The organism is Methylobacterium sp. TK31 (assembly GCF_055361545.1).
Window position 1 is genome coordinate 4,491,316 of sequence record NZ_CM143964.1, and the last position, 26,276, is coordinate 4,517,591.

Genomic DNA, 26,276 nt, shown 5'->3' on the forward strand with positions numbered 1-26,276 from the left:
CCGGGTTCCCTGCTGCTCACGCCGCCTTCACGCCGAGGAAGCGGTCGCGCGCCGCCTCGTCGGCGACGAAGTCGGCATTGCCGGCCGCGTAGGCGACGCGGCCGAGTTCGAGGATGTAGTGGCGGTCGGCGAGGCTCGTGCAGACCGCGAGGTTCTGCTCCACCAGCAGGATCGGGACCCCGGCCTCGCGGATGGCGCGGATCTGGGCGACGATCTCCTCGACGATGACGGGGGCGAGGCCCTCCACAGGCTCGTCGAGCATGAGGAGCTTCGGCCCGGAGAGGAGGGCGCGGGCGATCGAGAGCATCTGCTGCTCGCCGCCCGAGAGCTGCGCGCCCCCGTTGCGGCGGCGCTCCTCCAGGCGCGGGAACATGGCGTAGATCTCCCGCAGGCCCCAGGGCGAGCCCTTGCGCACGGCGATGGCCAGGTTCTCCTCCACGCTGAGCAGGCTGAAGATGCCGCGATCCTCCGGCACGAGGGTGAGGCCGGCCCGGGCGATGCGATGCGCGGGCCAGCCGGCCACGTCGGTGCCGTGGAAGCGCACCCGGCCGCCGCGCGGGGGCAGGAGTCCGCTGATCGCTTTCAGCGTCGAGGTCTTGCCGGCGCCGTTGCGCCCGAGGAGGCAGACGATCTCGCCCGCCCGCACCTCCAGGCTGACGCCCTGGAGGATGTGGCTCTTGCCGTAGAAGCCCTGGACCGCGTCCAGGGCGAGGGCGACCGGGCCGCTCACGAGACCAGGTCCCCGGTGATCATGTTGCCGAGATAGGCCCGGCGCACCTCCGGGTCGTCGCGGACTCTTGCCGGCGGCCCCTCCACCAGCACGCGGCCGGCGCGCATCACCGTCACGGTGTCGGAGATGTTCATGACGATGCCCATGTTGTGCTCGATGAACAGGACGGTGTGGTCGCGCCCGAGGTCGCGGATCAGCGCCGTCATCGCCGCGATGTCGTCGATGCCCATGCCGGAGGTCGGCTCGTCGAGGAGGATGACCTTCGGCGCCGCCGCCATCGCCATCCCGACCTCGAGGCGCCGCTGCTGGCCGTGCGAGAGCTCGCCGGCGGCGCGCAGGGCCACGCGGGTGAGGTCGAGGCGCTCCAGCATCGCCTCCGCCATGGCCAGCGCCGGCCGGTTGGCCTCGGCCCGGCGCCAGGGGGCCAGCGCCTGCCAGGGCGTCCGGCCCTGCGCGGCCAGCCGCAGGTTCTCGCGGACACTCAGCGTCGGGAAGAGGCTGGTGACCTGGAACGAGCGGGCGAGGCCGAGGCGCACGCGCTCGTGGTCGGCCGTGCGGGTGATGTCCCGCCCGGCCAGGGTGATGCGCCCGGCCGAGGGCGCGATCCGGCCGGTCAGGGCGTGGAACAGCGTGGTCTTGCCGGCGCCGTTCGGGCCGATGATCGAGTGGACGCTGTTCTCGGCGATGCGCAGGGTCACGTCCTGCAGGGCGACGAAGCTGCCGTAGCGCACGCTCAAGGCGTCCGTGGCGAGGATCGGCGCGCTCATCGGGCGACCTCCGGTGCGCGTCCGCTCTCCGCCACCGGGAGACCCTCCGCCGCGGGCGCGACCGCGGGGTCGGCCACCACGGGCCGGTCCGGCGCCGGGTCGTCGGGCGGCGGGGCCCGCGTCACGAGGGCGACGGCGCGCTCGATCAGGCCCCAGAGCCCGCGCTGCAGGAACAGCGTGATCACGATGAGGAGCAGGCCGAGGAGGAGGAGCCAGCGCGGCCAGATCGCCGAGAGGGCGTCGGCGGCGAGCAGGTAGGCGCCGGCCCCGAGGAGCGAGGCGAACAGGTTCGCGGATCCGCCGATGATCGTCATGATCAGCAGGGTCTCGCTGGTGTGGTAGTCGATGTTCGACAGCGGCGCGACGCCGATCAGCATGGCGTGGAGCGCGCCCGCGAAGGCCGTGACCGCCCCGGAGATCGCGAAGGCCGCGACCTTGAAGGCGCGCACCGGGTAGCCGATCGCCCCGGCCCGGCCCTCGTTGTCGCGGATGGCGAGCAGGGTGCGCCCGAAGGTGGAGAGCGCGACCCGCTGCAGGGCGGCGAAGAGCGCGAGGAAGAGCACGGCCACGAAGGCGTAGTAGCTCCAGGGATCGCTGAGGACCGTGCCGGCGAGGCGCGGGCGCGGGATGTCGAGCAGGCCGTTGTCGCCGCCGGTGATGCCGCTGAAGGTGTAGGCCAGGAAGTAGAACATCTGCGAGAAGGCGAGCGTCAGCATCACGAAGTAGACGCCCTGGCGCCGGATCGAGACCCAGCCCACCACGGCCGCCACCAGGGCGCCGAGGGCGAGCGACAGTAGCAGCATGACGGGGGCGGGTAGGCCGGCCCGGACGAGGCCGAGCCCGGCGACGTAGCTGCCCAGGCCGAAGAAGATGCCCTGGCCGAAGGAGAGGAGGCCCGTGTAGCCCAGCAGCAGGTTGCAGGCGGCGACCGCCAGCCCGAAGATCAGGATCTCGCTGGCCAGGGTGCCGGAGCGCATGACGAGGGGCAGGACCAGCACGGCGGCGACCGCGAGGCCGAACTGAACCAGGGGCCGGTCGAGGACGGGGATCATCGCGAAATCCTCCTCAGGCCCGGCCGAACAGGCCGCGCGGCATCGCCATGATGATGCCGGCCATGCCGAGATAGATGACGAGGCGCGCCCCCTCGGGCCACAGGGTGGCCATCAGGCTCTGGGCGATGCCGACGAGGAGGCCGGCCGCGAGCGCCCCGGCGTAGCTGCCCATCCCGCCGATCACCACCACCACGAAGGCGATGCCCAGGGCCTCGACCCCCATGAAGGGCTCGACGCCGCGGATGGGGGCGGCGAGTGCCCCGGCCAGCCCCGCGAGCCCGGCGCCGAGGGCGAACACCGCGGTGTTGATGCGCAGGGTGTCGTAGCCGAGGAGCGCCATATTCGACGGGGATTCCGACCCGGCCCGCACGATGGCGCCGAGCCGCGTCCGGTCGAGGAGCCACCAGAGGCCGGCCGCCAGGATCGCCGTGAAGCCGATCACGAAGAGCCGGTATTCCGGATAGATGAAGTCGCCCAGGATCATCACGCCGCCGAGTTCCTCCGGCGGGGCGACGTTCCCGCCGATCGGCCCCCAGACGATGATGACCAGTTCCTGCACCACCAGGGCGAGGCCGACCGTGACGAGGATGTGGAAGGTGTGGGGCAGCTTGTAGACCCGGCGCAGGAGCAGCATCTCGGTCAGGGCCGCCAGCCCCGCGACGACGAGGGCGGCCAGCGGCATCGCCACCCAGAAGCTCAGGCCTCGCTCGACGCCCTCGTAGGCGAGGTAGGCGCCGAGGAGATAGAACGCCCCGTGGGCGAAATTCACGAACTGCAGCAGCCCGAAGATGATGCTCAGACCCACCGCCAGCAGGAAGTAGAGCATCCCGAGGCCGAGACCGTTCAGGATCTGGAACAGGTAGGTCACAGGGTCTCCAGGTCCGTGTCAGGCATTGGTTCGAGGGTTGCGCCGACCAGCGCGCCACCGCGTCATTCCGGGGCCGCGAAGCGGAGCCCGGAATCCAGAAACACAGGTGGCGTCTTGCTTGGCTCCGTCAGCGGCTCTGGATTCCGGGCTCGCCTGCGGCGCCCCGGAATGACGCAACGCTTGAGCGACAACCGGTCTGGTGAGGAACCTCGGCTCCGGTTCACCCTCACGCCATCTTGCAGCCGGCGGCCTCGGGCGAGAGGAACGACTTGCCGGACTGGATGACCTCGGCGAAGTCGTCCTTGTCCTTCATGGCGGACTTCGCCTTGCCCTTGAGCAGGTAGTAATCCTTGATGACCTGGTGGTCGGCGGCGCGGATCTCCTCCTCGCCGGTCAGGCCCGCATAGCGCATGCCCTCGAGGGTCTTGATCACGGCGGGTCCGTCGGCGGCGCCGGCCTTGGCGGCCGCGTCGAGGAGCAGCTTGGTGATCTGGTACGAGCCGGCGAAGGAGTAGTTCGGCGTCATCTTGGCGGTCTCGCGGACCTTGGCCACCAGGGCCTTGTTCAGGGGCGAGTCGATGCCGTGCCAGTATTGCGCGCCGAAATAGACGCCCTCGCAGAGGTCGGCGCCCAGGGCCTCGAACTGCTCCAGGCCCGAGGCCCAGGCGAGCACGATGGTCATGCGCTTCTTGAGGCCGAAGCTCACCGCCTGGCGCAGGGCGTCCGAGGATTGCGAGCCGAAGTTGAGGAGCAGCAGCACGTCGGGCTTGGCCGCGATGGCGTTGGTCAGGTAGCCGCTGAACTCCTTCTCGGCCAGCGAGTGGTAGCTGTTGCCGACATGCTCGACGCCCTTCTCCTGGAAGACCGCCTTGGCGGCGCTGAGCAGGCCCTCGCCGAACACGTATTGCGGGGTGATCGTGTACCAGCGCTTGGCCTGGGGCATCTGCGCGATCAGCGGGCGCACCGTCTGGGCGATGGCGCCGAAGGTCGGCACGGTCCAGCGGAAGGTGCCCCGGTTGCAGTCCGACCCGGTGATCTCGTCGGCGCCCGCCGTGGTGATGAAGACGCCGTCGGACTTCGCCGCTTCCTTGCCCATCACCAGAGCCTCGGAGGAGAGGATGCCGCCCGCGAAGAGACGGGTGCCCTGGGCCATCGCCTCCTGCACCTTGCGGGCGGCCGGTGCCGGCTTGCCCTCGGTGTCGATGTCCGCGACCGTGACGGCGCGGCCGAGGACCTTGCCGGCCTCCTGGGCGGCGAAGGCGGCCCCGAGGGAGGCGTACTTGCCGTTGGCCGCGAAGGCGCCGGAGATCGGCAGCGGCGCGCCGATGACGAGGGGGCCGTCGGCCGCGCGGGCGCCGCGCAGGAACCCGGGCAGCGGGAGGCCGGAGGCCCCCAGGGCCGCCGCCGTGAGCGAGGTCTTCAGAAACGCACGACGATCACGCATGGCACCGCTCCCCGCTCTCGCGTCGGATAAACTATCCAAACTATACGCATAGAATATGCGCCGCTGAGATCCGTCAAGTCGGGCCGTGATGTTGCACTGCACTTGCGCAGGAAGGCTTCGAAAGCGTGGAATGCAGGCAGGGAATGATGCGCGCGCGGGCACTCGGGCCAGGAACGTGGGCCAAGAGCGTAGAACATGGGCGCGGGACACGGGCGTGTATTATGGGCGCGGATCGAAGCCGCCGCGCAGGCCGCGGACGGACCGGATCGTCTTCGCTGCGACGCGCACCGGTGTCAGGCGCCCGCGGCACTGCGGCGGGATTGGACCGACGCGGGAGGAGACAGGCCGGGGCGGCGTCCCTCAGCGCCCGGGCGCGACGAGGTCGTCCACGAGGGCGATGTAGGAGGCGAGCATGCGGTCCACGCTGAAGGCCGCCGCGGTCCGGCGGGTCGCCCCGGCCAGGCGCGCGCGCTGCTCCGGTTGCGCGACGCGGGCGAGCCGATCGATCAGCTGATCGGTCCGTCCGACCTCGAAGAGGTAGCCGTTGACCCCGTCCTGCACGATCTCGGACGCGCCCCCGATCTCGGAGATCACCAGCGGCACCCCGCCGGCGAGGATTTCGAGGGCGGAGAGGGAGAGGGTCTCGATCGACGTGCTGCACAGGACGCCGACGTCGAAGCCGGCGATGCTCGGCCGGACGTCGCCCTGCTCGCCCGTGAACACGACGTGGGGCGTCATCCCGGCGGTCTCGACGACCTGGGTCAGTCGCTCCCGGTCGGGACCGTTGCCGACGAAGACGATCTTGGCGGGGATGCCCCGCTGCCGGAGCGCGACGAGGGCGTCGACGAGCTGCGCGTGGTTCTTCTCCGGCCGCATCGTCGCCACCAGGCCCATGACGAAATCGTCGGGCTGGACGCCCCAGGCGGCCCGGGTCGCCTCGCGATCCCCCGGGCGGGGCGCGAAGTGGTCGAGATCGATCCCGTTGACGATCGCCTCGTCGCGGGTCCCGGTAAGCCCGCGCGCGCGCCAGTAGGCCCGCTGGTTGACGCTGACGTAGACGAGGCGGTCGACGAACCGGGCCGCGATCCGGAACAGCGCCGTGCGGGGGCCCTCGCCGGGGCGCGGCACCGTCGTGTGGAAGATGCCGACCACCTTGCCGCGCAGGCTCCAGCGGAACGGCAGGGTCACGATGGTGGGGGCCTGGTTGACGACGAAGAGGACGTCGGCGTTCTCCTGACGCAGGGCTTTCCCGATCCGGAGCCAGGAGCCGAAATCGGCCAGGCCGCGGCAGCCCAGCATCCGGGCGCCCTGGGCGCCCGGCAGGGCGAGGGTCTGCGGGGAGCGGCCGCGGCCGAACACGACGACCGAGGTGGGATAGCCGCGCTCCATCAGGCGTGCGCGGAGGTCGAGCGTGTGTCGCTCCGCTCCGCCCATATCGAGACCCGGAACGAAAAAAGTAAGTTTAGGCTTCACGCTGGTCGCTCGATCTGTGGCGCCTGACTCCGCATTCGTCTGTATATTGGTGAAAGGTCGACATCCACTGGCGATATTATTCCGTTCGGAAAAACCATTTCCCTGATCTGGAACCGGCCGTATAACGACGCCGCAACGATCCCGTCAGGCGGAGTGCTCGCATGCAGGCTGTGGCTGCCCTCCAGCGGCTTTCCCGGCGCTTCCATCTCGGCGGCCTGCGCCCGCTGTCCCGCATCATCGACGGCATCGTCCGGGTCGGGTTCGCCGCCTCCATCCCGGGGCGGGCGTCGATCGGGAAGGGCGTGATGTTCCATCACAGCGGCATCGGCGTCGTGATCAACGGCGCCTCGGTGATCGAGGATGGCTGCGAGATCGGTGTCCACGTCGTGCTCGGCGGCCGGACCCCGCTGCCGGGGGCGCCCCATCTCGAGCGGAACGTCATCGTGCATGCGGGCGCCAAGATCATCGGGCCCATCACCATCGGCGCCGGCTCGGTGGTGGCGGCCAATGCGGTCGTGATCGAGGACATGCCCGCCAACGCGCTCATCGCGGGCATTCCGGCCGTGGCCAAGCGAAATATTGCCGATGTGGACGCCTACCGGCACAGGGCCGGCGAGGGGGCGGTCGCGCCCTGAGGGGCGGTCTCCGGCCGCTGCGGCCCGCTCCGCGCCCCGGCGGCGCAGGGGGCCGGCCAAGCCCTCACCGGTCGTCCAGGGCCAGGGTCCGGATGGGGGCCTGCGGCGCCCGGAGCGATTCGCCGAGGAGCTGCGCGTACTGGTCGACCATGCCCTCCACCGAGAGGCCGCTCACCGAGGGGCGGGCCTGCGCCGCGAGCCCGGCCCGGGTGGTGGCGTCGGCGGCGGCGACCAGGCGGTTCACCAGCATGTCGGTGTCGCCGGAGGGGAAGAGGTAGCCGTTGACGCCGTCCCGGACCAGTTCCGAGGCGCCGCCGATCTCCGACATGATCATGGGGACGCCGCTGGACAGGAATTCCAGGGCCGACAGGGAGAGCGTCTCGACGGCGTTGCTGCACAGCACGCCGACGTCGCAGGCGGCGATGAGCGGACGGACGTCGGCCTGCTCGCCGGCCAGGATGACGTGCTCCTCGATCCCGGCTTCGCGGGCCTTGGCGAGGATCTCCGCGCGGGCCGGGCCGTCGCCGACGAGCAGGGCGCGGGCGGGGATGCCGTTCCGGCGCAGGACGGAGACAGCTTCGACGAGCTGGCAATGGTTCTTCTCGGGCCGCAGCGCCGCGACGTTGCCGATGACGTAGTCCGTCTCGGCGAGGCCGAACCGCCTGCGCGTCTCGGGACCCGCGGCCTCGTTCTCGGCGAAGCGCGCGTGGTCGACGCCGTTGATGATCACGGCGGTCTTCCGGCACTGGAGATTCCGCTTCGTCCAGTAGGCCCGCTGGTTCGCGCTGACATAGACCAGGACGTCCGCGAGGCGGATGGCCGCCTGGAACAGGAAGAACGTCCGCTCCTCGGACTTCCTCAGCACGGTGGTGTGGAAGATGCCTATGATGGGCGCCCGGGAGGCGCCGAGCAGCCGCAGGACGACGGCGACGATCAGGGGGGCCTGGTTGACCGCGACGACGAGGCCGGGCCGCATGCGCCGCAGGCTCTTCCAGGCGGTCACCCAGCCCCGGATGCGGGACATGCCGGCGATGTTGAGCTGGAGGACGTCCTCGGCTCCCTCCATGCGGAGGATCGCCTCGGAGCGGCGCGGGCCGTAGACCAGGACCTGGGTGTCCCAGCCCCGCCGGCGCAGGCGCGCCCTCAGATCGATCGTATGGCGCTCGGCACCGCCGACATCGAGGCCCGGAAGAAAGAAGACGATGGGGCCTTGCTCGGCATACGATCGTATTCCCGTCATATCGACTGCATGCTCCATGGTACCATGTAAGATCAGTGGAACACGGCTCGATGCTCACACAGGGTTCGACCTACGAAACGTTTTTGCGCGGCGCTGAAAAGGATCTGCATGTCCTCGTACAGCTTCTCGATGCTTTCCGCGGTCCGGAAAGTCGGGCTGCCGTTGGGCATGAACTCCGAGGAGTGAAGCGTGAACTGGACGTAGTCGCGTCCCTCGGCCTCCGCGATGTCGAGAACCTCGAGCATGTCCTTCACGTTCCGACCGTTCGGGCGCAGCCAGAACACCCGGTCCACGGACTTCCCAAGCAGCTTCCGCGCCAGCCGCGCCGGCAGCGGCCGGCGCTGCCGGATGATGGTCATCGGAATTTCGAGCAGCCGCGCCGTGCCCGGCCTGTCGATCCGCTCGAGGTCGATCCGGTAGGCGTGCTCGGGAAACGCCGAGAAGTCGGCTCCGCCCCGGCCCGTCGGGGACCCGGGATGGCTGGTCCACGAGACGTTGGGGGTCACCGAGCAGTCGACCAGGTAGCCGAGGGCCTCCAGCGCCTGCGCGGAGACGGCGTCGAAGCCGAACCGGCCCGCGCGATGGCTCAGGATCGGGATCTGGAACGTATCCTCCAGACACCGGGTCATCGTCTCGATCTTCTGCCGGCGCACCGCCGCCGGGTATTCGAAGAGGTAGGGCTGGTGCTCGGCGTCGTCGGAGGACAGCGGCACGATGGGCGGCGAATCCCACCCGTGCAGGTGCATGCCGATCTCGGCGGCGTTGCGCCTGAGAACGTCGCGCCCGAGCTCCTGGAACACCGGGCAATTCGCCATCTCCCAGTTGGTCAGGTAGGTCGGACGCAGGCCGTGGCGCTCGCAGAGCTGCTGGAAGCGCGGGAGCGTCTCCGCATTGCGGGTCAGGGCCGGACGCGGCTTCGCCCAGACGTCGTCGCCTTCGGTATCGATGGACAGCAGGAAGGACGGACGCTTCGCTCCGGGGCTGCTCTCCATCCTCATAGGGCTCGGGATACCTCGGCGGGGAGAAGCGAGTCGGTGCGGTCCATGAGCCCCTCTAACAAATATCGATAGGTATCCGCCATAGTCTCGACGGAGAACTGCAGCGCCGATTGCACCGCCGCCTCCGCATAGCGGGCGCGCTCCTTCGGGTCTGCCAGGGACAGGATCGCCTGCGTCAGGCTCTCGTTGGAGCCGGGCTCGAACAGGAGTCCGTTGATCCGGTCCTGCACGATCTCGGACGTGCCGCCGATGGCCGGCATGATCATCGGAACGCCCATCGCGATGAATTCCAGCGCACTCAGCGGAAACGTCTCGGCATGGGAGCACAGGACGCCGAGATCGGACGCCGCGATCCACGGCCGCACGTCGGATTGCGAGCCCGCGAAGGTCACGCTCGAATGAACCCCCAGCGTCGTCGCCAGCGTCTCGATCGCGGGCCGCGTCGGGCCGTCTCCGACGAACAGGATCCGCACCGGCACGCCCCGGTCCAGCAAGCTGCGGGCCGCGTGCAGGAGCTGTTCGTGGTTCTTCTCGGGGCGGAAGGCCGCGACGAGCGCGAGGACCAGCGCGTCCTCCCGGAACCCGAGTTCCGCGCGGACGCGCTCACGCGCCACGGGGTCCGGGCGGAAGCCCGCCAGGTCCACCCCGTTCGGGATGACCTCCATCCGCCGGGCGCTCAATCCCTGCTCCTGCCAGACCCGCTTCTGAGTCGCGCTCACGAAGACGATGGCGTCGGCCAGGCGCAGGGTCCACTTGTAGAGGAAGAACCGCCGCATCTCCTTCTCGAGGAGGTAGGTCGTGTGGAAGACGCTGATGACGCGGGCGCGCGTCGCCCCGAGGAGCCGCAGGACGATCGCGACGATCAGCGGCGTCTGGTTCACGCCGACGATGACGTCCGGCTTGAGCGTCCTGAGGGTGGACCAGAGTCGGAGCCAGCCCATCGGATCCGACATGCCGCGCAGGTTGAAATGGATCGGATCCTCTGCGCCCTTGGCCTCGGCCATTTCTCGCGACCAGGCCCGGCCGTGGACGATGAGTGCGGTAGAAAAACCTCGGGCTCGCATAAGATTTCGCAACTGAACGGTATGGCGCTCCGCGCCACCGAGGGTCAGTGTAGGCAGAATGAATACGATTTTGCCTGCATGCGCACGACTTGCGATAGATTTCTCGGGTGCCGTCTTCCGGGTATTCGGCTGCTTGTCTAGCATAATGCGCTGCTCAATGCCCGCGATCTACATCTCTGGCGGCGGATGACGTCGATCGTACTGCGCCAGATTGTAACGAATAATCTCTTTTCGACTCGCTAACGCATCAGAACAGCTGCCGGTTACACGGCTTATTGGGCCCAGCGCCACGCCATCTCCCCATGGCCGCTCGCAGTTCGGGGTTCTAAAGCAGGGGATGCCATTTGCCCATCGGCGCCAGTTTGCGCCGTGGACGTTCGATCCGATCCGGGAAGGGCGTGGCGGGAAGGGGCCCGACCGGCGATGAGCAACTGCACAGGAAACGGGAATCAGGTCTGTATGAAGTCCTGAATGGTGTCTTTCAGGATCAGACAGGTCAAACGACCCGTCACATAAGCGCCGGTGTCAATATTGATTCGGTTCGGGTGCTGCTCAGGTCTGGGAACGGGGCTGTGACCATGGACGATGACGGCACCGAAATCTGCTGGCCAGGAGAGAAAAGGTTCGCGAATCCAGAGCAGGTCCCGAGGGCGCTGCGTATGAAGGGACCGGTCCGGGTGAACCCCGGCATGAACGAACAGGTAGTCGCCGCACAGAAACGTCCAGTCGAGAGTCTTCAAAAGGCCGATGTGGCTATCTGGCACGTTCAAGAAGATTTGATCGGAAAGGTTCGCGGCCGACGTTGGGCTATTGAGTTGACCGGACGAGTCGAGGCCATAGGAGAGCAGTGTTTCGCGCCCACCATTGCTGATCCAACTCGCAAGACGCGACGGATGTGAGAGGGCGTCGATCATCATCGCTTCGTGATTGCCGCGAAGCAGCACGATGTCCCGGCCCATACTGAGTGCGACGAGCCGGTCGAGGACCTGTGCCGAGTGCGGCCCGCGGTCGATGTAGTCGCCCACCAGAACGATCACGTTGCGTGGGCACGGATCGGCCTCGGCATGCGCGTCGATCTTCAGAAGCATCCGGTCGAGAAGATCGTGGCGGCCGTGGATGTCGCCGATCGCATAGATGCGAATACCGGGCGGGACGGCGGGTGGATGTCGCGCGATCGCACCGGACACGCCGCGGCGATGCTTCGAGCCCGGGTCCACCCGGCGAGCCAGCCAGCGGCTCAACATGCCTGACGATCTCCAACGTGATATCGGCGGTACGGGGCGAGGCCGAGAAGATCCAGTCGGATCTCTTCGGTCGCCGGACCGTGATCCGCGTCTGCAGCGGGCATACGGCGCGGCTCAGCAATAACTGAGCCGCGCCGTCCGCTCGATATCAATCGGCAATCGCCGCCGGGCGCCGCCGGCCCGGCGGAAACGGATCTTCCGGGCGGATCAGCGGACGACCAGCGCCGCATCCGAGGCCGGCACCGAGACGCTCCGGAATATGGCGCTCAGCTTTGCGAAGTCCGAGGCCGGATGCTCGGCGACGTAGATGATGTCCTTGTTCCGGACATACAGGTCGTTGGTCAGGAAGACGCCGGCGGCCTTGGTCCAGTTCGCCCGGTGGATCGTTGGGATCAGGTCCCCCTGGTAGCTGGAGGTGTCGACCCCCATCGCCTGAAGGGCGTCGCGCGACTCGTAGCGGAGCAGGAAGATCGCCCCGGCATCGGCCCGGAGCCCGTCGAGGCCGCCGCTCTTCGAGATTGCCTCCGCGAGGGTCACGTTGTCGTTGTCGAAGGTGAAGCGCCGGTTGTTGGTGCCCCCGATCGCGCCCGGCGACGGCGTCGAACCGAGCACCATGAAGACCTTCTGCTCGCGGGAGACGTAGATCACGTCGCCGGGCCGGACCGCGACGTTCTGGGACGGGTCCCGGACGATCGTGCTCAGCGACGACTGGCCGGTGGCGCGGCCGCGCTGGATCGTCACGATGGTCTCGTAGGCCGGGTTGCGCGGCCCGCCGGCGCGCGCGATCGCGCCGAGCACCTTGAGGCCGCCGGGATCGAGCGGGATGCGCGCGGGCTGGTTCACTTCGCCGATCACGCTGATGTCGTTGCCGCGGCGCTCCGCGATGGTGACGACCACCTGCGGCTCGATGGCGCGATTGCGGAGCTTCTGGACGATCTCGGCGGACACGTCCTGCGCGGTGCGGCCGCCGACCCGGATGGTGCCGGCATAGGGCACCACGATGTTGCCGGCTGCGTCGACCTGCTGGTTCGGCACCTGGACGAAGTTGCCGGCTCGGGACCCGGCCTCGCTCGGGATGAACAGGCCGCCCGAGGCCGCTTCGAAGATCGTGATGGCCAGGATATCGCCGAAGCCGATGAGTCCGGTCCGCGACGGTCCGCGTTCCATGAAGTCTCTGGCGAAGGCGGGGTTCTTGGCGAGCGTGAACCGGTTCGACGCCTGGATCGCCTGTGCGCTCAGGTCCACCAGCGCGTAGCTGACGGTGGGGGCGGTCTCCTCCACGATCACATCGGCGTTGTCGAGGAAGCTGCTCTTGGTGGGTCCGTCCTTCGCGACAGGCTGGCAGGCTCCGACTCCGAGGCCGATCAGGAGAGTTAGAACTACGGACCTCATTCACGAGTCTCCTGAATGCAACATGGAGTGCCGCATCTCAATTTTCAAAATGTGGCTTATAATCAGAAGAGCCCCACCGGGATTTATCCATCTGGGCTTGGTGGAGCTAGCCGAAGGTTATGCGTTTCTGCTCTACAGTTTCATTTGCGGCCAACCGTTACATTGTCGCAACACGTTAGTTGCAACTCACGGGTACAATGAATCTGTCGATCGTGCGATTTTTTGATTTGTGTTCGTCGTGTCCCGGGCTTAGGAAGCTTGCATGAACAGGATCTGTCTGCTTTTCGCAACCCTTGCCGCCTGTTCGATCGGGGGTCCGATCGTCGGCGCGCACGCTTCGGACCTCGGGCCGAGCTACGCAGGCGGTTACGCGCCGCGGCCGATCGCGCGTCCGCTCGCCGTCGCCGTGCCGCCGTGCAAGGACGGCATCGTGCTTCTCCTGCGCTGCGCTCCGCATGTCGAGGTCCCCTTGTATCCCGACGATGTCGCAGTCCTGAATCAGGTCGCGACGGCGCCTTTGCTGCGAGCCAAACCCTACCGGCAACTGTATTCCTGGGATTAGGCCGGCACGATCGGAGCCGGGAGGGCGTCGTGCGGCCCGCCGAATGCCCCGAACCGAGCGTCTAAGACAATCGTCATAGGCTTTTGCTCTTAAAGAGCCGAAAAGACTTATGGTGAACGATCGTTTTCACGATGCCGTTACAGGAGGCGTGGGAATGATCCTCCGGCAGCGCCCCGATGATCGCGGGCGCCGCCGGACGATTCGCCTCAGGCCCGTGGCGGGACCGTGATCTCCGTCGCCAGGCCGGCCGGACCGAGGCTGCCGCGCCAGACCAGGCGCGTGGCCGGGACCTTGAGCCCGAAAGCCGGCGAGACCCAGCCTCCGGACAGCGCCGATTCACCTGTGGACGCCGTGACGGTGCCCGGGCTGTCGAAGGCCAGGACGAGGAGCGGCGCTCCGTTCCGGCTCGCCTGCCATGCGCCGTCCGTCTCCTGCAGGGTGATTCCCGGCGCGAATTGGAACACCAGATCCCCGGTGAGCGGCTGCGGCGGAACCGGATCGAGCCGGTCGATGATCCTCAGGCCCGTGCTCGTCGCCTCTACGGTGCGGACGTGGTCCGTCCCGAGGCGGCGGCGATAGCCGTCATGGCTCGCCGTCACCGACCACTTGTCCCCGGATTGCACATGCTCCACCCGGGCCTTGGCTTTGTGGGACCAGTTGAACGGCCCCGAGATGGTGCTCTGGTCGAGGCCCGCCAGCATCAGCGTGTTGTGCGCCGCCGTCCCGCGGAACCAGTCCCGCCACGGTCCGCCGGAATGGTAGAGGTAGGTCCCGGGATCCACGAGGACCGGCTCGCCATCGAGGGCGAGCATGATGGCGTTGGCGTCCGCATGGCCGTGGGCGGCGATCGCCAGGTATCCGAGCGGGCCGTGATCGAGCACCAGCACCAGATCGCGGCCGCGACGGGCCTCGCGCACTACGGTCAGGCCGCCCGTGGGAAAGGTCTCGAGGCCCAGGGGCGGGAGCGCACCGGACCGCGGCGCCGCGAAGACCGCGTCCCGCAATTCCGGTTCGGCGGAGACCGGGCCGAAGGGCGGCTGCCCGAGATGCCCCGCGATGGCGGCGCAGACCGAGGCCGGGTAGGCGGTCTCCGGAGGGACGGTCAGGGTCAGCACGCGCCCCTCGTCGTCGTCGCCGATGGCCGGCACCGCCCCGCTGGGCGTCGCGAGGGTGCCGACGAAGCGGGCGAAGGCGGCGAGCCGGGTCCCGACGATGGCGGCGAGCGGACGCCCCGCCGCCCGCGCCGCGGCACTGGCGAGCATCAGCATCTCGGCGGTGAAGGCGCCGTAGGTCGGGGACTGCTCGGCGGGAACGCCGTCGTCCAGGATCTGGCTGGCCGCCTCCCGCTCCAGGATCGCGCGGGCGTCGCTCTCGGCCCTGCGCGATTCGGCGAGGTCCGGTAGTGCCAGGGCGATGAGGAATTCCGCCATGGCCTCGGCGACGAGGTGGTTGTTGGCCGAGCTGAACCGCGAGGGATAGCGCCGGAGCCAGTGGAGATGGGCGGCCAGCATCACCCGGATGCGTCCGACGCTTGCGGCCGACAGGACGTCGCCGCAGAGGCTGGCGACGACCAGCAGGGAGACGGACCGCAGGGCCAGCTCGATCCCCGAGTTCCAGCCGAGGCCCCGGAACGGCGGGTTGGCCTCGTACCAGCTCTCGATGGCCGCCTCGATCGCCGCGAGGGCGGCGCGGTCGCCCTCCAGCGCCACCCGGGCGGCCAGGGGCTGGAGGTGCTGCAGGCGGTTGAACTCCCAGACGTACTTGATGTCGCCCAGGGTGCGCTCGTGCCGGTAGGGGATGTCGAAGCAGAAGCGCTCCGACCCGGGCCAGGTGCCGCCCGTCACCGGATCGAGGTGCCAGACCTCCGCCGGGAAGAGCCGCGAGGCCGCCCGCTCCGGCCAGGCGACCCCGAGCGCGGTGAAGCGCCCAGCGAGGAGCGTGTCGCCCGCCACCCGCACCGCCGCCGCCAAGTCCGGGGTGACGTTCGCCAGGAAGGCGTCCCGCAATCCCGGGATGACCGGGACGGGCCCGGCCGCCGCCGGGAACGCCGCCCAGCCGTAGGAGCGCCGGCGCGACAGCGACTTCTTGGCGACCTCGCCGACGCGGTGGCCGATCTCGGCCGGGCTCATCGCGGCGAGGCGTCCGATGTACCATTTGAGCGACATGGCTCGGGGTCCCTCCTGGGGCGGCCTCCGGCGGGGGAGGCCCGTGCGGGGAGCCGCCGAACCGGGTCGGCGGCGGAGCGATGGATCAGACGGACAGGCGCGGGTCCGCGCCGAGGCGCGCGGTGCGCCGTCAGCGCCGGCCGTGCGCGGCCGCCGACCGCCAGGCGGCGATCAGCCGGCCGGTATAGTCGACGAATTCGAGGCGCTCCTCGTAGAGGGCGCGGGCCCGGGTCGCCAGGGACCGGCGCAGCTCCGGCCCGTCGAGGAGGCGGCCCAGGGCGTCGGCGAGGCCCGGGACGTCGCCCGGCTGCACCAGGAGCCCCGTCTTCCCATCCTCCACGATGTCCGGAACCGCTCCGACCGGGGTACAGACCACCGGGGTCTCTCGGGCGAAGGCCTCGATCACCGAGAGCGGCAGGTTCTCGTCGTAGGAGGGCAGCGTGAGGATGTCGGCCTCGCCCAGGAGCGCCTCGAAGGCTTCGCCCGAGATCCAGCCCGGGATGGAGACCCGCTCCGCGAGGCCGAGTGCCGCCACCGCCTGGCGCGTCTTCTCGACGTCGCCGTCGCCCGCCAGGGTGGCCCGCCAGGGGCGGTCCTTCAAGAGCCCGAGGGCGGCGACGAGCTCGACGATGCCCTTCCGCTCGCCCAGGCGCCCGGCGAACAGGATGTGCAGCGGCCGTCCCTCCACGCGCTCACGCCGGCCGGGGTCGCGCGTCGCGTTCGGCAGGACGAGGATGCGCTCGCGCGCCGCCGGCACCTTTGCGCCGACATAGTCCCGCCAGACGCTGCCGAGGACCAGGATCCGCGCGCTGCCGGCGAACATCCGGGCGACGGCCTGGCTGACCGGTGCCGGAGCCCCGTCCCAGAACTGGCGGTAGCGCGATCCGTGCAGGTGGAGGACGTAGGGGAGGCCGAGGAGCCGGCAGGCCGCGCTGATGACGAGCTTGCGGTAGGTGCTTCCGGTCTGGGACAGGTTGATGTGGACGACATCGACCCGGGACGTCAGCTTGCGCCGGACGAGTTCAGCGAGCAGGCGGAGGATGAGCAGCGGCGCCGCGGCCTGCGAACCCTGGCCCCGGCTCGTGAGGAAGGTCACGTCCGTATCGACGAACCGTGGCAGGCGCAGCGAGACCCGCAACTCGTCCATCAGCCGGTCGATCCCGCCGCGTCCACCGCGTCCGAGCGGCGTCACGACGACGACCCGCAGGGGCTGCGGCCCGTCGCGCGTCTCCCGGCGTCCAGGTTCATCCATCCGGTCAGTATCCCTTCGCATGAACTTGCCTTCGCATGAACTCGTCGTCGCATGACCTCGCCGCGGGCCGGCATTGCCGAAGGAAGGCAAGGCCGAGCCGTGACGCGGGTTTCGCATCCGTGCGGCCGGACCCCTCCCGGCTCGACAGCCGCTATAGAGTGTTTTTGGATTTGATGGTGCGAGCCATGTCGAGAAAAGCTCGGCCGATCAAGCGCCTCGACTGGATTTCGCGGTAGTCGGTGCCCGCGCTGTCACCGGGGGCGCTCGGCCGCAGAACGGGACCGGGGTTTCGGCCGAGAGGCCGATCCGTCGGCCGCGACGGTCCGGCTTTAGGTCATCACATTCACGTCAGTGATCCAGATATACCAATCCTGGCCGTTCCGGCCCTGGAACATCGGTCCCGAGCCCCTGTTACGCAGGGACCTCGCCGACGATCGAAGAGGTTCAGGAGCCGCTTCGTGATCCTCGCCACCGATATAAGCGTCCGGCCCGCCCCGTCTTTCCGGAGGCCTGCCATGACCGCGATGAAGCCGCCCGCCTCCGCCGCTGCCGTGAAGGGCTCGGTCAAGGAAGCCCTCGGCAAGCTGATCGGCGACGGGTCGGTCGAGGCCGAGGGCCGCAGCGAGGCGCAAGGCTCCCCCGAGGGGCAAGGCGACCCCGAAGCGCGGGGGCAGCGCGAGGGCGCGTCCCCCGGGGACGAGGCCCGCAGGCCCGGGGCGGACAGGCCGCGCAGGGCCGACAAGCCGGCGACCCGGCCGGCCGGTCGCTAGCGGCGGGCCTCGCCCGACCCGCCCCGCCTCACCCCCGGCGCCCCCGCGCGTCTTCACCCCACCCCTTACCCACTCACCCACTCACCCCGGCCCGCCCCAGGCGCGGCCAACAAGGATCAGGCATCATGGTGGACACCAATCGGATCACGGGCGCGGCCCAGGAACTCGGCGGCAAGGTCCAGGGCGCGGTGGGCGACCTCACCGGCTCGAAGCGCGACTCCCTCGAGGGCCGGGCCCGCGAGGCGCAAGGGGCGGCCGAGAGCCTCTACGGCCAGGCCAAGGACGGGGTGCGCGAGGCCGCCGACACCGTCGCCGACACCGCCCGCGAGCTCGGCGGCAAGGTCCGCGACGCGGTCGGCCACCTGACCGGCTCGGGCGAGCTCGAGGAGCGGGCCCGCCGGGCGCAGGGCGCGGCCGGCGACACCTACGAGCGGGCCGAGCGGGCGGTGCGCCACGCCGCCGACGATGCCTACGACCAGGTCGGGGACGCCTATGCGGCCGGCCGGCGCTCCCTGCGCCAGGGCGGCCACGAGGTCGGCCACCAGGTCGCCGAGCATCCCGTGGCCGCGCTCCTGGTGGCCGGCCTCCTCGGCTACGGCCTCGGCCTGCTCATCCACGGCCGCGACTGAAGCCCCGGCCGCGGCGGCCTTCGCCGCGGCCGGGCGCCTTCGCAGCCGGGACTTCTTCGCAGCCGGGACTTCACGGCTGGAACTTCCACGGCCGGGACCCTGCCCGGCCGCCCCCTCACCCCCCCGACGACCTCACACCCCCGACTGACCCCTCGCCCCGACTGACCCCTCGAACGACCGAGCTTCTCGGACGACCGACGACCCGGAGTACCTGTCACGTGTCCACCTCCCCCCTTCTCGCCACCTCGACCCCCGGCGCCTCCGCCGACACCCGCACGGTCCTGCTCAACCAGGTCTCGTGGGGCGCCATCTTCGCGGGCGCCGTCACCGCGCTGGTGAGCCAGGTCATCCTCAACATGGTCGGCGTGGGCGTGGGCCTGTCCAGCGTCGGCGCGAACGCCGCCGACAACCCGGCCGCCGCGACGCTCTCGCTGGGCGCGGGGCTCTGGTTCGTGGGATCGGGCGTGGTCGCCTCGCTCGCCGGCGGGCTCATCGCCGGGCGCCTGTCGGGCAAGCCCGTCCCGGGTGCGGCCGGCCTGCACGGCCTCGTCTCCTGGGCGGTGACCACCCTGGTGGTGCTCTACCTGCTGACCTCGGCGGCCGGCGGGCTGATCGGGGGGGCCTTCTCGGGCGTGACCAGCACGCTGGGCGGGGCCGGCTCGCTGGTGGGCGGCACGGTGCAGACCGCCGCCCAGGCGGCCGCGCCGTCCCTGTCGAAGATCTCGAACCCCTTCGACGGCATCGAGCAGTCGGTGCGCCAGCAGGCGGCCGGCCAGGACCCGCAGGCGGCCAAGGACGCGGCGGTGGCCGCCATCCGGGCGCTGTTCACCGGTGACCCGGCCCAGAAGGCCCAGGCCGAGACCCGCGCGGCCGACGCCCTGGCCAAGGCGCAGGGCATCCCGGCCGACCAGGCCCGGGCGCAGATCCAGGACTACAAGAAGCAGTACGACGAGACCGTGGCCAGCGCCAAGCAGAAGGCCGAAGCGGCCGCGCTGGCGACCAAGTCGGCGGCGACCCAGGGGGCCTTCTACGGCGCGCTGGCGCTGATCCTGGGCGCGCTGGCCGGCTTCCTCGGCGGCCGCCTCGGCGCGCCGAAGCTCCACACCCTCGCCGCCGGCTACGACGCCCGCCGCGCCTGAGCCGACCCCCGGCCGGTCCCCCCGCGGGACCGGCCGGGTCCATCCACTTAGCCCCGGGGCCCGACCCCATCCCAGGAGACCTGCCATGAACCGCGACGAGTTCCGAGGCGCCGCGCGCCACCTCAAGGGCCGGGCCCAGACCGCCCTCGGCGGCCTCACGGGCGATCCGGCCCGCCAGGTGCGCGGGGCGGTCGACCAGGTGGCGGGCGGGGCCCAGTACGCCTACGGCCGGGCCCGCGACCGGGTCGAGGACTGGGCCGAGGACGGGCGCGACCGCGCCGGCGCGGCCCGGGATCGCGCCGGGTACCTGATCGCGGACGGGCGCGACCGCGCCCGCCAGGCCCGCGCGCGCGGCACCGCCTATGGCCGGCAGGCCGTCCGCTACGCCGACGACCACCGCGCCTCGGCCCTGCTCGGCCTGGCCGCCGTCGCCTTCGCCGTCGGATGGCTCGCCCGCCGTCCCTGAACTGTCGGACCGGGGAGCTGGTGCCATCGCGCCGGTCCCGGTTCACCCGAAGGCACGGACATCCCGGGACGCGAAGGCCTCCCGGGACGCGAAGGTCTCCCGGGACTTGAAGACTCCCGAGACCTGAAGACTCCCGGTCTGTCCCCGAGGGCATCCCGGGACGGACGAGGAACCTGGGAACGCCGTCCCGAGCCTCCGGGCGGCGCAACGCTGGAAAGCCCTTCCGCCCCTGCGGACCGCACGTGGTGATTCCGGCGGCCCGGACAGGCGCCCGCTCCCTGGCCCGGCCGCCGCTCAGCCGCGGGGCAGGATGCAGCGGCCCCGATGGCCGGGCAGGCCACGACGGATCGCCGAGCCGGCGGGTCCGGTCTCCCCAGATCGCGCGCTCACCCGAATCCCTGACCGGCACGGAGGGCGGACACCCGTCCGCAAGCCGCACAATCTCTGTGCAGTGCAGCGCAAATCTTTGCCGCTGCGCAGCGCGTGTTCGCGTCGGAGATGAACAATTCCTTGGGAACAATCGGGTTTCGCCGGCATGGCAGCCATGACCCGGGCGCCTTGTGCGACAGGCGTCGATGCTGTAGCGGAGATTTATTCAAATAAAACTTATGCGTGCCGAAAAATAATATGATCACTGACGATAAAATGCAGACTCGCCATGCCGCAATGCAGCATAACGCACTGCCGATGAACCGTCGGCAGATCATCGGCGGCGCCATGGCGGGCCTGGCGGTCTCGACGCTGCCGGGCGCCTCCGTGCTGGCCGCCCCCGAGGCGCGCAAGGTCGACGTCCTGCTGATCGGCGGCGGCATCATGAGCGCCACGCTCGGCGTCTGGCTGCGCGAACTCGAGCCCGACTGGTCCCTGGAAATGATCGAGCGTCTCGACGGCGTGGCGCTGGAGAGCTCGAACGGCTGGAACAATGCCGGCACCGGCCACTCGGCGCTCGCCGAGCTGAACTACACGCCCGAGGACTCGAAGGGCACCGTCCGGATCGAGCAGGCCGTCAAGATCAACGAAGCCTTCCAGATCACCCGCCAGTTCCTGGCCTGGCAGGTTCAGAAGGGCGTTCTTAAGAACCCGCGCTCCTTCATCAACTCGACCCCGCACATGAGCTTCGTCTGGGGCGACGACAACATCACCTACCTGCAGAAGCGCTACGAGGCCCTGAAGGCCAGCCCCCTCTTCGCCGGGATGGAATACTCGACCGATCCGGAGACGCTGAAGAAGTGGGTCCCCCTGATGATGGAGGGACGCGACCCGAAGCAGAAGATCGCCGCCACCTGGACGCCGGTGGGCACCGACGTGGAATGGGGCGAGATCACCCGCCAGTACGTCGCCGCCCTGAAGGCCCAGCCGAAATTCGACCTGCGGCTCTCCACCGAGGTCGAGGGCATCGAGCGCAACAAGGACGGCACCTGGCGCATCAGCTCCAAGAACCTCAAGGACGGCAGCCGTCAGGCCGTCGACGCGAAGTTCGTGTTCATCGGCGCGGGCGGCGGCGCCCTGCACCTGCTCCAGGCCTCCGGCATCCCGGAGGGCGCGGATTACGGCGGCTTCCCGGTGGGCGGCTCGTTCCTCGTCAACGAGAACCCGGACGTGGCGACCCGCCACCTCGCCAAGGCCTACGGCAAGGCCTCGGTCGGTTCGCCCCCGATGTCGGTGCCCCACCTCGATACCCGCGTGCTCGGCGGCAAGCGCGTGATCCTGTTCGGACCCTTCGCGACCTTCTCGACCAAGTTCCTGAAGGAAGGCTCGTATTTCGACCTGCTCACCTCCACCACCACCAGCAACGTCTGGCCGATGGTCCGGGTCGGCGTCGACCAGTATCCGCTGATCGAGTACCTCGCGGGCCAGGTGATGCTCTCCGACGAGGACCGCTACCAGGCCCTGCGCGAGTACTTCCCCAACGCGAAGAAGAGCGAGTGGCGCCTGGTCCAGGCCGGCCAGCGCGTGCAGATCATCAAGCGCGACCCGGAGAAGGGCGGCGTGCTCAAGCTCGGCACCGAGATCGTCAGCGCCAAGGACGGCAGCATCGCGGCCCTGCTCGGCGCCTCGCCGGGCGCCTCGACCGCCGCGCCGATCATGCTGAACGTGCTGGAGAAGGTCTTCGCGCAGAAGGTCGCCACGCCCGAGTGGCAGGCCAAGATCCGCCAGATCGTGCCGAGCTACGGCACCAAGCTGAACGACGACGCGCAGAAGGCCTACCAGGAGCTGGTCTATACCAGCGAGCACCTGCAGCTCACGCCGCCGCCCCAGCCCGTCGCCGCTTCGCAGGTGCCGGCCACGACCGGCAGGGCTGCCAGCGCCCAGGGCGGCGTCCTGAAGCCCGTCCCCGACATGGCTCCCTGATCGCCGGGCCTCCCGGACGTCGGCCCGGTTCCGCTCAGCGCGGGACCGGGTCCCACGGCACCAGGACCTCGCGGTAGCCGTCCGCCGTCCGCTCCAGGTGGGCGGCGGCCGGGAAGGGATAGTGGAAGCCCTGCAGCAGGGTGCGGTCGGCCGCGATCCGGTCGTAGACCCGGCGCCGCGTGGCCTCGGCCATGGCGGGATCTTGGTCGTACATCACGTGCCAGCCCGGATGGCGCGCGAACAGCACCGGTACGTTGGTGACGTCGGACTGCACGAACAGGCTGTCGCTCCCCGAGGCGAGCAGGAACGACGTGTGCCCGGGCGTATGGCCGGGGGTGCCGAGCGCCGTGAGGCCGGGCAGGACCTCCCGCTCCCAGGCGTAGGGCGTCACCTTCCGGTCGAGCCCGTCGAAGACCCGCCGGACGTTGCGGAACTGGTCCTGCATCCGCCCCGCCGGGGCCCGGCTCATGGCGCCGTCATCCATCCAGTAGGCCCATTCGGCCTCCGGCACGTGGATCTCGGCATTCGGGAAGGCGGGCTTGCCCTCGGGATTCAGCAGGCCGTTCACGTGGTCGCCGTGAAAGTGGGAGATCACCACGGCGTCGATCGCGCCCCGGTCGAAGCCCGCCGCCTTCAGGTTGGCGTGGAACTGCCCCACGGCGCCCCGGCTCGCCTGCAGGGCGGCCTCGCCGTTGCCGGTGTCGATGACGACGCGCCGGCCGCCCGTCTCGATCACCAGGGGCGTGAAGGGCACGGTGAGGCTGGCCCCGTCGCGAAAATCCGCCGTGAGCGCCGCCGAGACCGCGGCGCGATCGGCGTTGAGCACGAAGCGCTCGGGGAGCGGCAGGGTGTTGGCCCCGTCCGTCACCGCCGTGACGCGGACGTCGCCGACCCGGTAGCGGTAGAAGCCCGGCGCCTGCGGCCCGGCCGGGGCCGCGTCGGCCGCCCGCGCCGATGCGCCGGAGCCCGCGAGGGCGGTGGCCGCCAGGGTCGAGGCCAGGAGGGTTCGTCGCGTCGCCTCGGTCATGCCTTGCGCCTCGCTCGAGCGGATTGTCGGTCCCGGGAGAGATCGACCCCGTGTCGCCTCCGTCAACCCTCCGCGCCCCCGCTCATCCGCCCTCGGACCGCCGGCCCGCATCCCGGCGGTCGGGATGTCACCGCGACGGGGTCGTCGCCAGGCGGCGCGCCGTGACGAAACCGAGGCCGGCGATGACCACGGCGCAGAGGCTCAGGGCGGTGCGCTGGCCGAGGCCCTGGAGCGCGCCGCCGAGGATGGCCACGCCGAGCGCCTGCCCGCAGAAGAACGAGAAGGCATGGAGCGCCACCGCCGAGGCGCGGGCGGTCGGCGCCACCTCGGTCACCTGCACCTGGAAGGTGTTGTGGAGCATGTAGAAGCCGAGCCCCATGGCCACCAGGGCGGCGCAGTCGAGCTGCCAGGTTCCGGCCAGACCGATGGTGACGAGGGCGCCGGCGCAGATCAGGCCGCCGCCGATCAGCATCCGCGACAGGCCGAGGAAGCGCAGGAGCAGGCCCACCGAGAACGCGTAGATCAGTCCCCCGGCGGCGAAGCCGGCGAGCGCCAGGCCGGCCTCGCGGGCGCCGCCCTCGCCCCGCGCCTCGATCAGCGGGGCGAGGTGGGGGAAGATCCCGAACACCGCGATCGCCTCGATGAACACGGCCCCGAACAGGATGCGGGCGCGCGGATTGGCCACGATGCTGCGGTAGCGCGCCACCGCCGTGCGGAAGTCCGGCCGCCGGGCCGGCGCCGCCGCGCCGCGGTCGAAGCCCAGGAGGGCCGCGCCGCAGCCGAGCGCCGCCACCGCCGAGGTGATGGCGAAGACTCCGGCCCAGCCGATCGCCCCCTCGATCAGGCCCGCGAAGGTCGAGCCGGAGAGCTGCCCGAGGATCACCGCCACGAGGAAGCGGCCGATGGCGACCTGCCGGCGCTCGATCGCGATGCGGTCGCCCATCAGCGCCAGGGCCAGCGGCACGACGCCGCCGGCGCTGCCCCCGGCGATCATCCGCAGGACGAACAGGGTGTCGAGGTCGGTGGTGAGCGCGCAAGCCGCCAGCGCCAGGGTGAGGATGGCGAGGCAGATCGTGATGATCCGTTCCTTGCCCAGGGCGTCGCCCACGGGGCCGAGGATCGGCTGGATCAGCGCGTAGGGCAGGGCGAAGGCGGTGGAGAGCAGCGCCACCGTGTGGGGATCGCTGCGCAGGTCGCGCGCCAGCACGCCCACCAGCGGCTCGATGGAGCGGCCCGCGAAGGTGCTGGCGAAACCGGCGAAGGCCAGGATCACGATCAGGCGCGTGGTCGAGAACTCGGCCTTCAGGTCCGGTGTCCTTGATGGAGGGCAGGGGGGCGGAGGAGGGTGCGGCGGAGAGAGCGGCGGAGGGGACCGGGTACCGGGGAAGGCCCCCGGAGCGGCTTCGCCATACGCGGCCGGGACCGGCCCGTCGATCCCGGCTCCGCGCCGGTCAGGCCTGGACGCCGGCCCGGGCCACGTCGCCCGCATCGGGCAGCTCGGCGATGCGCCAGCACAGGTCCATGACCCGGCGGACCTGAGCGTCGGGCAGGATACCCTCCGCGAGGTCGGTGAACTTGGTCTCCAGCGCGGCGTCCGACATCGGCCGTTCGACGCTGCCGATGGCGTGCTCGATGCGCCGGGGCAGGCTGCGGCCGTCCTTCAGCACCACCGTGAGCTCGACCTGCTCGGGCCGGATCGCGGGATCGACCACCGGCTTCACCCGGGCGCGCAGCCCCACGACGACGGGGTCGTTCACCGCCCGGTCGCTGAACTGCTTCTCGCCCCCGGCCCCCTCCACCAGCGCCACCGCGACGGCGTGGGTGATGCTGAACTTGCCCTCGAGGCCGGTGCGCGGCGCGGTCTTGCCCGTGAGCTCGAGCACCAGGGGGTGGACCTTCATGTCGACCCGCTCGATCGCGTCGGCGGTGAGGTGGTTCTCGTTGCGCAGCTGCACCGCCGCGTCGATGGCCGGGTGCATGACGATGCCGCAGGCGAAGGGCTTGTAGGTGTTCAGCGCCGCCTCGTAGCGGGTGCCGAGCCCCTCCGTGATCTCGCGGTAATCCTGCTTCGTCGAGATGGTGTTGGCCCAGCCGCGCCTGGCCTCGATCATCCCGTCCGAGCTGGTGTAGTTCTTGGCGGCCAGGATCGCGGCGAACAGGCCGTTCGCGGCGGCCCGGCCCGGATTGAAGCTCTTGTTCATGGAGCCGAAGGATTCGCGCAGGCCCACGGGCTGCGAGGCGGCGAGCCCGAGGGCCCAGACCATCTGCTGCTCGGAGAGCCCCATCAGCTTGCCCGCCGCGGCCGCCGCGCCGAACACCCCGGCGGTGCCGGTGATGTGCCAGCCGACATCGTAGTGGTTCGGATAGACCGCGTTGCCGATCCGGCACTCGGTCTCGACGCCGAGCACCAGGGCGTTGAGGAAGTCCGCCCCCGAGACCGGGTGCATCTCCGCATAGGCGAGGATCGCCGAGGCGACGGGACCGGCCGGGTGGATCACGGTCTTCAGGTGGGTGTCGTCGTAGTCGAAGATGTGGCTGGCGACGCCGTTGAGGAAGGCCGCGTTCATGATGTCGAAGCGCTCGGGGCGCCCGAACAGCCCGGCCTGCGGCGGGCCGGAGAACGGCTTCACGGCCGAGACCGCGACGTCGAGGGTCTGGTGATGCGAGCCGCCGATGGCGACGCCGACCCAGTTCAGCAGGGTGCGGGTGCCCTCGCGGCGGACGGCCTCGGGCAGGTCCGCGTAGCGGGCGCCGACGACGTAGCGGGCGAGAATCCGGGTGACCTCCGGCGGCACCGGCTTCGGCTCCGCCCTGGTCTCGCCCTTCGGATCGGAGGCCGCCTGCGCGGATGGGACGGCGCTGCCGGCTCCCACGAGCGCGAGGCCCGCGGAGCCGAGCAGGGCACGGCGGTCGATCGTCGGCACGGGCATGGGTCTCTTCCTCTGGCGTCTTGCGGCCGGCGCCCCGCGTGGACGCCGCCGTGCCGGGCGCGCCGGGGACGAAGCCG

Annotated in this window: 23 protein-coding genes; 7 read left to right on the plus strand and 16 right to left on the minus strand. The window is 70.3% G+C overall.

What is annotated here, in order from left to right:
- Positions 1-16: 16 nt before the first annotated feature.
- The 6 genes from ACXJY8_RS20905 to ACXJY8_RS20930 form a co-directional block, all read right to left on the minus strand.
- Entirely contained in the window at positions 17-730 is a 714-nt protein-coding gene (locus tag ACXJY8_RS20905; RefSeq protein ID WP_463773159.1) for an ABC transporter ATP-binding protein, read from the minus strand.
- A complete protein-coding gene (locus ACXJY8_RS20910; protein WP_463773161.1) occupies positions 727-1,497 on the minus strand; it encodes an ABC transporter ATP-binding protein in 771 nt (256 codons plus the stop codon). The genes ACXJY8_RS20905 and ACXJY8_RS20910 overlap by 4 nt, the downstream gene beginning before the upstream one ends.
- Positions 1,494-2,549 (minus strand): branched-chain amino acid ABC transporter permease, encoded by a 1,056-nt coding sequence (locus ACXJY8_RS20915; RefSeq protein WP_463773163.1) that lies wholly within the window; start codon positions 2,547-2,549, stop codon positions 1,494-1,496. The genes ACXJY8_RS20910 and ACXJY8_RS20915 overlap by 4 nt, the downstream gene beginning before the upstream one ends.
- 13 nt (positions 2,550-2,562) lie before the next feature.
- Complete coding sequence (locus tag ACXJY8_RS20920; protein WP_463773165.1) at positions 2,563-3,417, minus strand: branched-chain amino acid ABC transporter permease; 855 nt, start codon at positions 3,415-3,417, stop codon at positions 2,563-2,565.
- Positions 3,418-3,643: 226 nt separating this feature from the next.
- Positions 3,644-4,861, minus strand: a complete 1,218-nt coding sequence (locus ACXJY8_RS20925; RefSeq protein ID WP_463773167.1) for an ABC transporter substrate-binding protein — start codon at positions 4,859-4,861, stop codon at positions 3,644-3,646.
- 360 nt (positions 4,862-5,221) lie between these two features.
- Positions 5,222-6,295 (minus strand): glycosyltransferase family 4 protein, encoded by a 1,074-nt coding sequence (locus ACXJY8_RS20930; protein WP_463773171.1) that lies wholly within the window; start codon positions 6,293-6,295, stop codon positions 5,222-5,224.
- 200 nt (positions 6,296-6,495) lie between these two features.
- On the opposite strand from ACXJY8_RS20930, the gene ACXJY8_RS20935 reads away from it, so the two are divergent.
- On the plus strand, positions 6,496-6,969 hold the full coding sequence (locus ACXJY8_RS20935; protein ID WP_463773176.1) for a serine O-acetyltransferase: 474 nt from the start codon (positions 6,496-6,498) through the stop codon (positions 6,967-6,969).
- 64 nt (positions 6,970-7,033) lie between these two features.
- Here the strand turns inward: ACXJY8_RS20935 and ACXJY8_RS20940 are convergent, their stop codons facing one another.
- From ACXJY8_RS20940 to ACXJY8_RS20960, 5 genes are all read right to left on the minus strand, one after another.
- Positions 7,034-8,209 carry a glycosyltransferase gene (locus ACXJY8_RS20940; protein ID WP_463773180.1) on the minus strand — a complete coding sequence of 392 codons (1,176 nt, stop codon included), beginning with the start codon at positions 8,207-8,209 and terminating at the stop codon, positions 7,034-7,036.
- A 32-nt stretch (positions 8,210-8,241) separates the two neighbouring features.
- Positions 8,242-9,201: a polysaccharide deacetylase family protein gene (locus ACXJY8_RS20945; protein WP_463773183.1), complete on the minus strand. Its 960-nt coding sequence runs from the start codon at positions 9,199-9,201 to the stop codon at positions 8,242-8,244.
- A gap of 2 nt (positions 9,202-9,203) precedes the next feature.
- Positions 9,204-10,415 carry a glycosyltransferase gene (locus ACXJY8_RS20950; RefSeq protein ID WP_463773186.1) on the minus strand — a complete coding sequence of 404 codons (1,212 nt, stop codon included), beginning with the start codon at positions 10,413-10,415 and terminating at the stop codon, positions 9,204-9,206.
- A 305-nt stretch (positions 10,416-10,720) separates the two neighbouring features.
- Positions 10,721-11,515: a metallophosphoesterase family protein gene (locus ACXJY8_RS20955; RefSeq protein WP_463773190.1), complete on the minus strand. Its 795-nt coding sequence runs from the start codon at positions 11,513-11,515 to the stop codon at positions 10,721-10,723.
- Between the two features lie 207 nt (positions 11,516-11,722).
- A complete protein-coding gene (locus ACXJY8_RS20960; RefSeq protein WP_463773193.1) occupies positions 11,723-12,907 on the minus strand; it encodes a polysaccharide biosynthesis/export family protein in 1,185 nt (394 codons plus the stop codon).
- A gap of 262 nt (positions 12,908-13,169) precedes the next feature.
- Between ACXJY8_RS20960 and ACXJY8_RS20965 the strand changes: the two genes are divergently transcribed.
- Entirely contained in the window at positions 13,170-13,469 is a 300-nt protein-coding gene (locus tag ACXJY8_RS20965) for a hypothetical protein (protein ID WP_463773196.1), read from the plus strand.
- A gap of 206 nt (positions 13,470-13,675) precedes the next feature.
- Here the strand turns inward: ACXJY8_RS20965 and ACXJY8_RS20970 are convergent, their stop codons facing one another.
- On the minus strand, positions 13,676-15,634 hold the full coding sequence (locus ACXJY8_RS20970) for a heparinase II/III family protein (RefSeq protein ID WP_463773199.1): 1,959 nt from the start codon (positions 15,632-15,634) through the stop codon (positions 13,676-13,678).
- A gap of 130 nt (positions 15,635-15,764) precedes the next feature.
- Positions 15,765-16,886, minus strand: coding sequence for a glycosyltransferase family 4 protein (locus ACXJY8_RS20975; protein ID WP_463773202.1), 1,122 nt, complete (start codon positions 16,884-16,886; stop codon positions 15,765-15,767).
- A 515-nt stretch (positions 16,887-17,401) separates the two neighbouring features.
- Here ACXJY8_RS20975 and ACXJY8_RS20980 point away from each other — a divergent pair.
- From ACXJY8_RS20980 to mqo, 5 genes are all read left to right on the plus strand, one after another.
- On the plus strand, positions 17,402-17,656 hold the full coding sequence (locus ACXJY8_RS20980; RefSeq protein ID WP_463773205.1) for a CsbD family protein: 255 nt from the start codon (positions 17,402-17,404) through the stop codon (positions 17,654-17,656).
- 125 nt (positions 17,657-17,781) lie between these two features.
- Positions 17,782-18,285 (plus strand): CsbD family protein, encoded by a 504-nt coding sequence (locus ACXJY8_RS20985; protein WP_463773207.1) that lies wholly within the window; start codon positions 17,782-17,784, stop codon positions 18,283-18,285.
- A 218-nt stretch (positions 18,286-18,503) separates the two neighbouring features.
- Positions 18,504-19,424 (plus strand): PhnA-like protein, encoded by a 921-nt coding sequence (locus ACXJY8_RS20990; protein ID WP_463773211.1) that lies wholly within the window; start codon positions 18,504-18,506, stop codon positions 19,422-19,424.
- 85 nt (positions 19,425-19,509) lie between these two features.
- Entirely contained in the window at positions 19,510-19,890 is a 381-nt protein-coding gene (locus ACXJY8_RS20995) for a CsbD family protein (protein ID WP_463773215.1), read from the plus strand.
- A 627-nt stretch (positions 19,891-20,517) separates the two neighbouring features.
- Positions 20,518-22,242, plus strand: coding sequence for a malate dehydrogenase (quinone) (gene mqo / locus ACXJY8_RS21000; protein ID WP_463773219.1), 1,725 nt, complete (start codon positions 20,518-20,520; stop codon positions 22,240-22,242).
- A gap of 34 nt (positions 22,243-22,276) precedes the next feature.
- Here mqo and ACXJY8_RS21005 read toward each other — a convergent pair whose 3' ends face one another.
- The 3 genes from ACXJY8_RS21005 to ACXJY8_RS21015 form a co-directional block, all read right to left on the minus strand.
- Positions 22,277-23,269 (minus strand): MBL fold metallo-hydrolase, encoded by a 993-nt coding sequence (locus tag ACXJY8_RS21005; protein ID WP_463773223.1) that lies wholly within the window; start codon positions 23,267-23,269, stop codon positions 22,277-22,279.
- 127 nt (positions 23,270-23,396) lie between these two features.
- Complete coding sequence (locus tag ACXJY8_RS21010; RefSeq protein WP_463780868.1) at positions 23,397-24,575, minus strand: MFS transporter; 1,179 nt, start codon at positions 24,573-24,575, stop codon at positions 23,397-23,399.
- A gap of 145 nt (positions 24,576-24,720) precedes the next feature.
- Entirely contained in the window at positions 24,721-26,199 is a 1,479-nt protein-coding gene (locus tag ACXJY8_RS21015) for an MmgE/PrpD family protein (protein WP_463773226.1), read from the minus strand.
- Between the last annotated feature and the right edge of the window lie 77 nt (positions 26,200-26,276).

Bases quoted from the DNA above. Each gene is read 5' to 3' on its own strand.
- ACXJY8_RS21005 (WP_463773223.1), bottom strand. From the start codon at position 23,269: ATGACCGAGGCGACGCGACGAACCCTCCTGGCCTCGACCCTGGCGGCC.
- ACXJY8_RS20965 (WP_463773196.1), top strand. From the start codon at position 13,170: ATGAACAGGATCTGTCTGCTTTTCGCAACCCTTGCCGCCTGTTCGATC.
- ACXJY8_RS20955 (WP_463773190.1), bottom strand. From the start codon at position 11,515: ATGTTGAGCCGCTGGCTGGCTCGCCGGGTGGACCCGGGCTCGAAGCAT.
- ACXJY8_RS20950 (WP_463773186.1), bottom strand. From the start codon at position 10,415: ATGCTAGACAAGCAGCCGAATACCCGGAAGACGGCACCCGAGAAATCT.
- ACXJY8_RS20985 (WP_463773207.1), top strand. From the start codon at position 17,782: ATGGTGGACACCAATCGGATCACGGGCGCGGCCCAGGAACTCGGCGGC.
- ACXJY8_RS20930 (WP_463773171.1), bottom strand. From the start codon at position 6,295: ATGGGCGGAGCGGAGCGACACACGCTCGACCTCCGCGCACGCCTGATG.
- ACXJY8_RS20975 (WP_463773202.1), bottom strand. From the start codon at position 16,886: ATGGATGAACCTGGACGCCGGGAGACGCGCGACGGGCCGCAGCCCCTG.
- ACXJY8_RS20960 (WP_463773193.1), bottom strand. From the start codon at position 12,907: ATGAGGTCCGTAGTTCTAACTCTCCTGATCGGCCTCGGAGTCGGAGCC.
- ACXJY8_RS20925 (WP_463773167.1), bottom strand. From the start codon at position 4,861: ATGCGTGATCGTCGTGCGTTTCTGAAGACCTCGCTCACGGCGGCGGCC.
- ACXJY8_RS20980 (WP_463773205.1), top strand. From the start codon at position 17,402: ATGACCGCGATGAAGCCGCCCGCCTCCGCCGCTGCCGTGAAGGGCTCG.
- ACXJY8_RS20945 (WP_463773183.1), bottom strand. From the start codon at position 9,201: ATGGAGAGCAGCCCCGGAGCGAAGCGTCCGTCCTTCCTGCTGTCCATC.
- ACXJY8_RS21015 (WP_463773226.1), bottom strand. From the start codon at position 26,199: ATGCCCGTGCCGACGATCGACCGCCGTGCCCTGCTCGGCTCCGCGGGC.
- ACXJY8_RS20935 (WP_463773176.1), top strand. From the start codon at position 6,496: ATGCAGGCTGTGGCTGCCCTCCAGCGGCTTTCCCGGCGCTTCCATCTC.
- ACXJY8_RS20910 (WP_463773161.1), bottom strand. From the start codon at position 1,497: ATGAGCGCGCCGATCCTCGCCACGGACGCCTTGAGCGTGCGCTACGGC.
- ACXJY8_RS20970 (WP_463773199.1), bottom strand. From the start codon at position 15,634: ATGTCGCTCAAATGGTACATCGGACGCCTCGCCGCGATGAGCCCGGCC.
- ACXJY8_RS20915 (WP_463773163.1), bottom strand. From the start codon at position 2,549: ATGATCCCCGTCCTCGACCGGCCCCTGGTTCAGTTCGGCCTCGCGGTC.
- mqo (WP_463773219.1), top strand. From the start codon at position 20,518: ATGATCACTGACGATAAAATGCAGACTCGCCATGCCGCAATGCAGCAT.
- ACXJY8_RS20995 (WP_463773215.1), top strand. From the start codon at position 19,510: ATGAACCGCGACGAGTTCCGAGGCGCCGCGCGCCACCTCAAGGGCCGG.
- ACXJY8_RS20940 (WP_463773180.1), bottom strand. From the start codon at position 8,209: ATGACGGGAATACGATCGTATGCCGAGCAAGGCCCCATCGTCTTCTTT.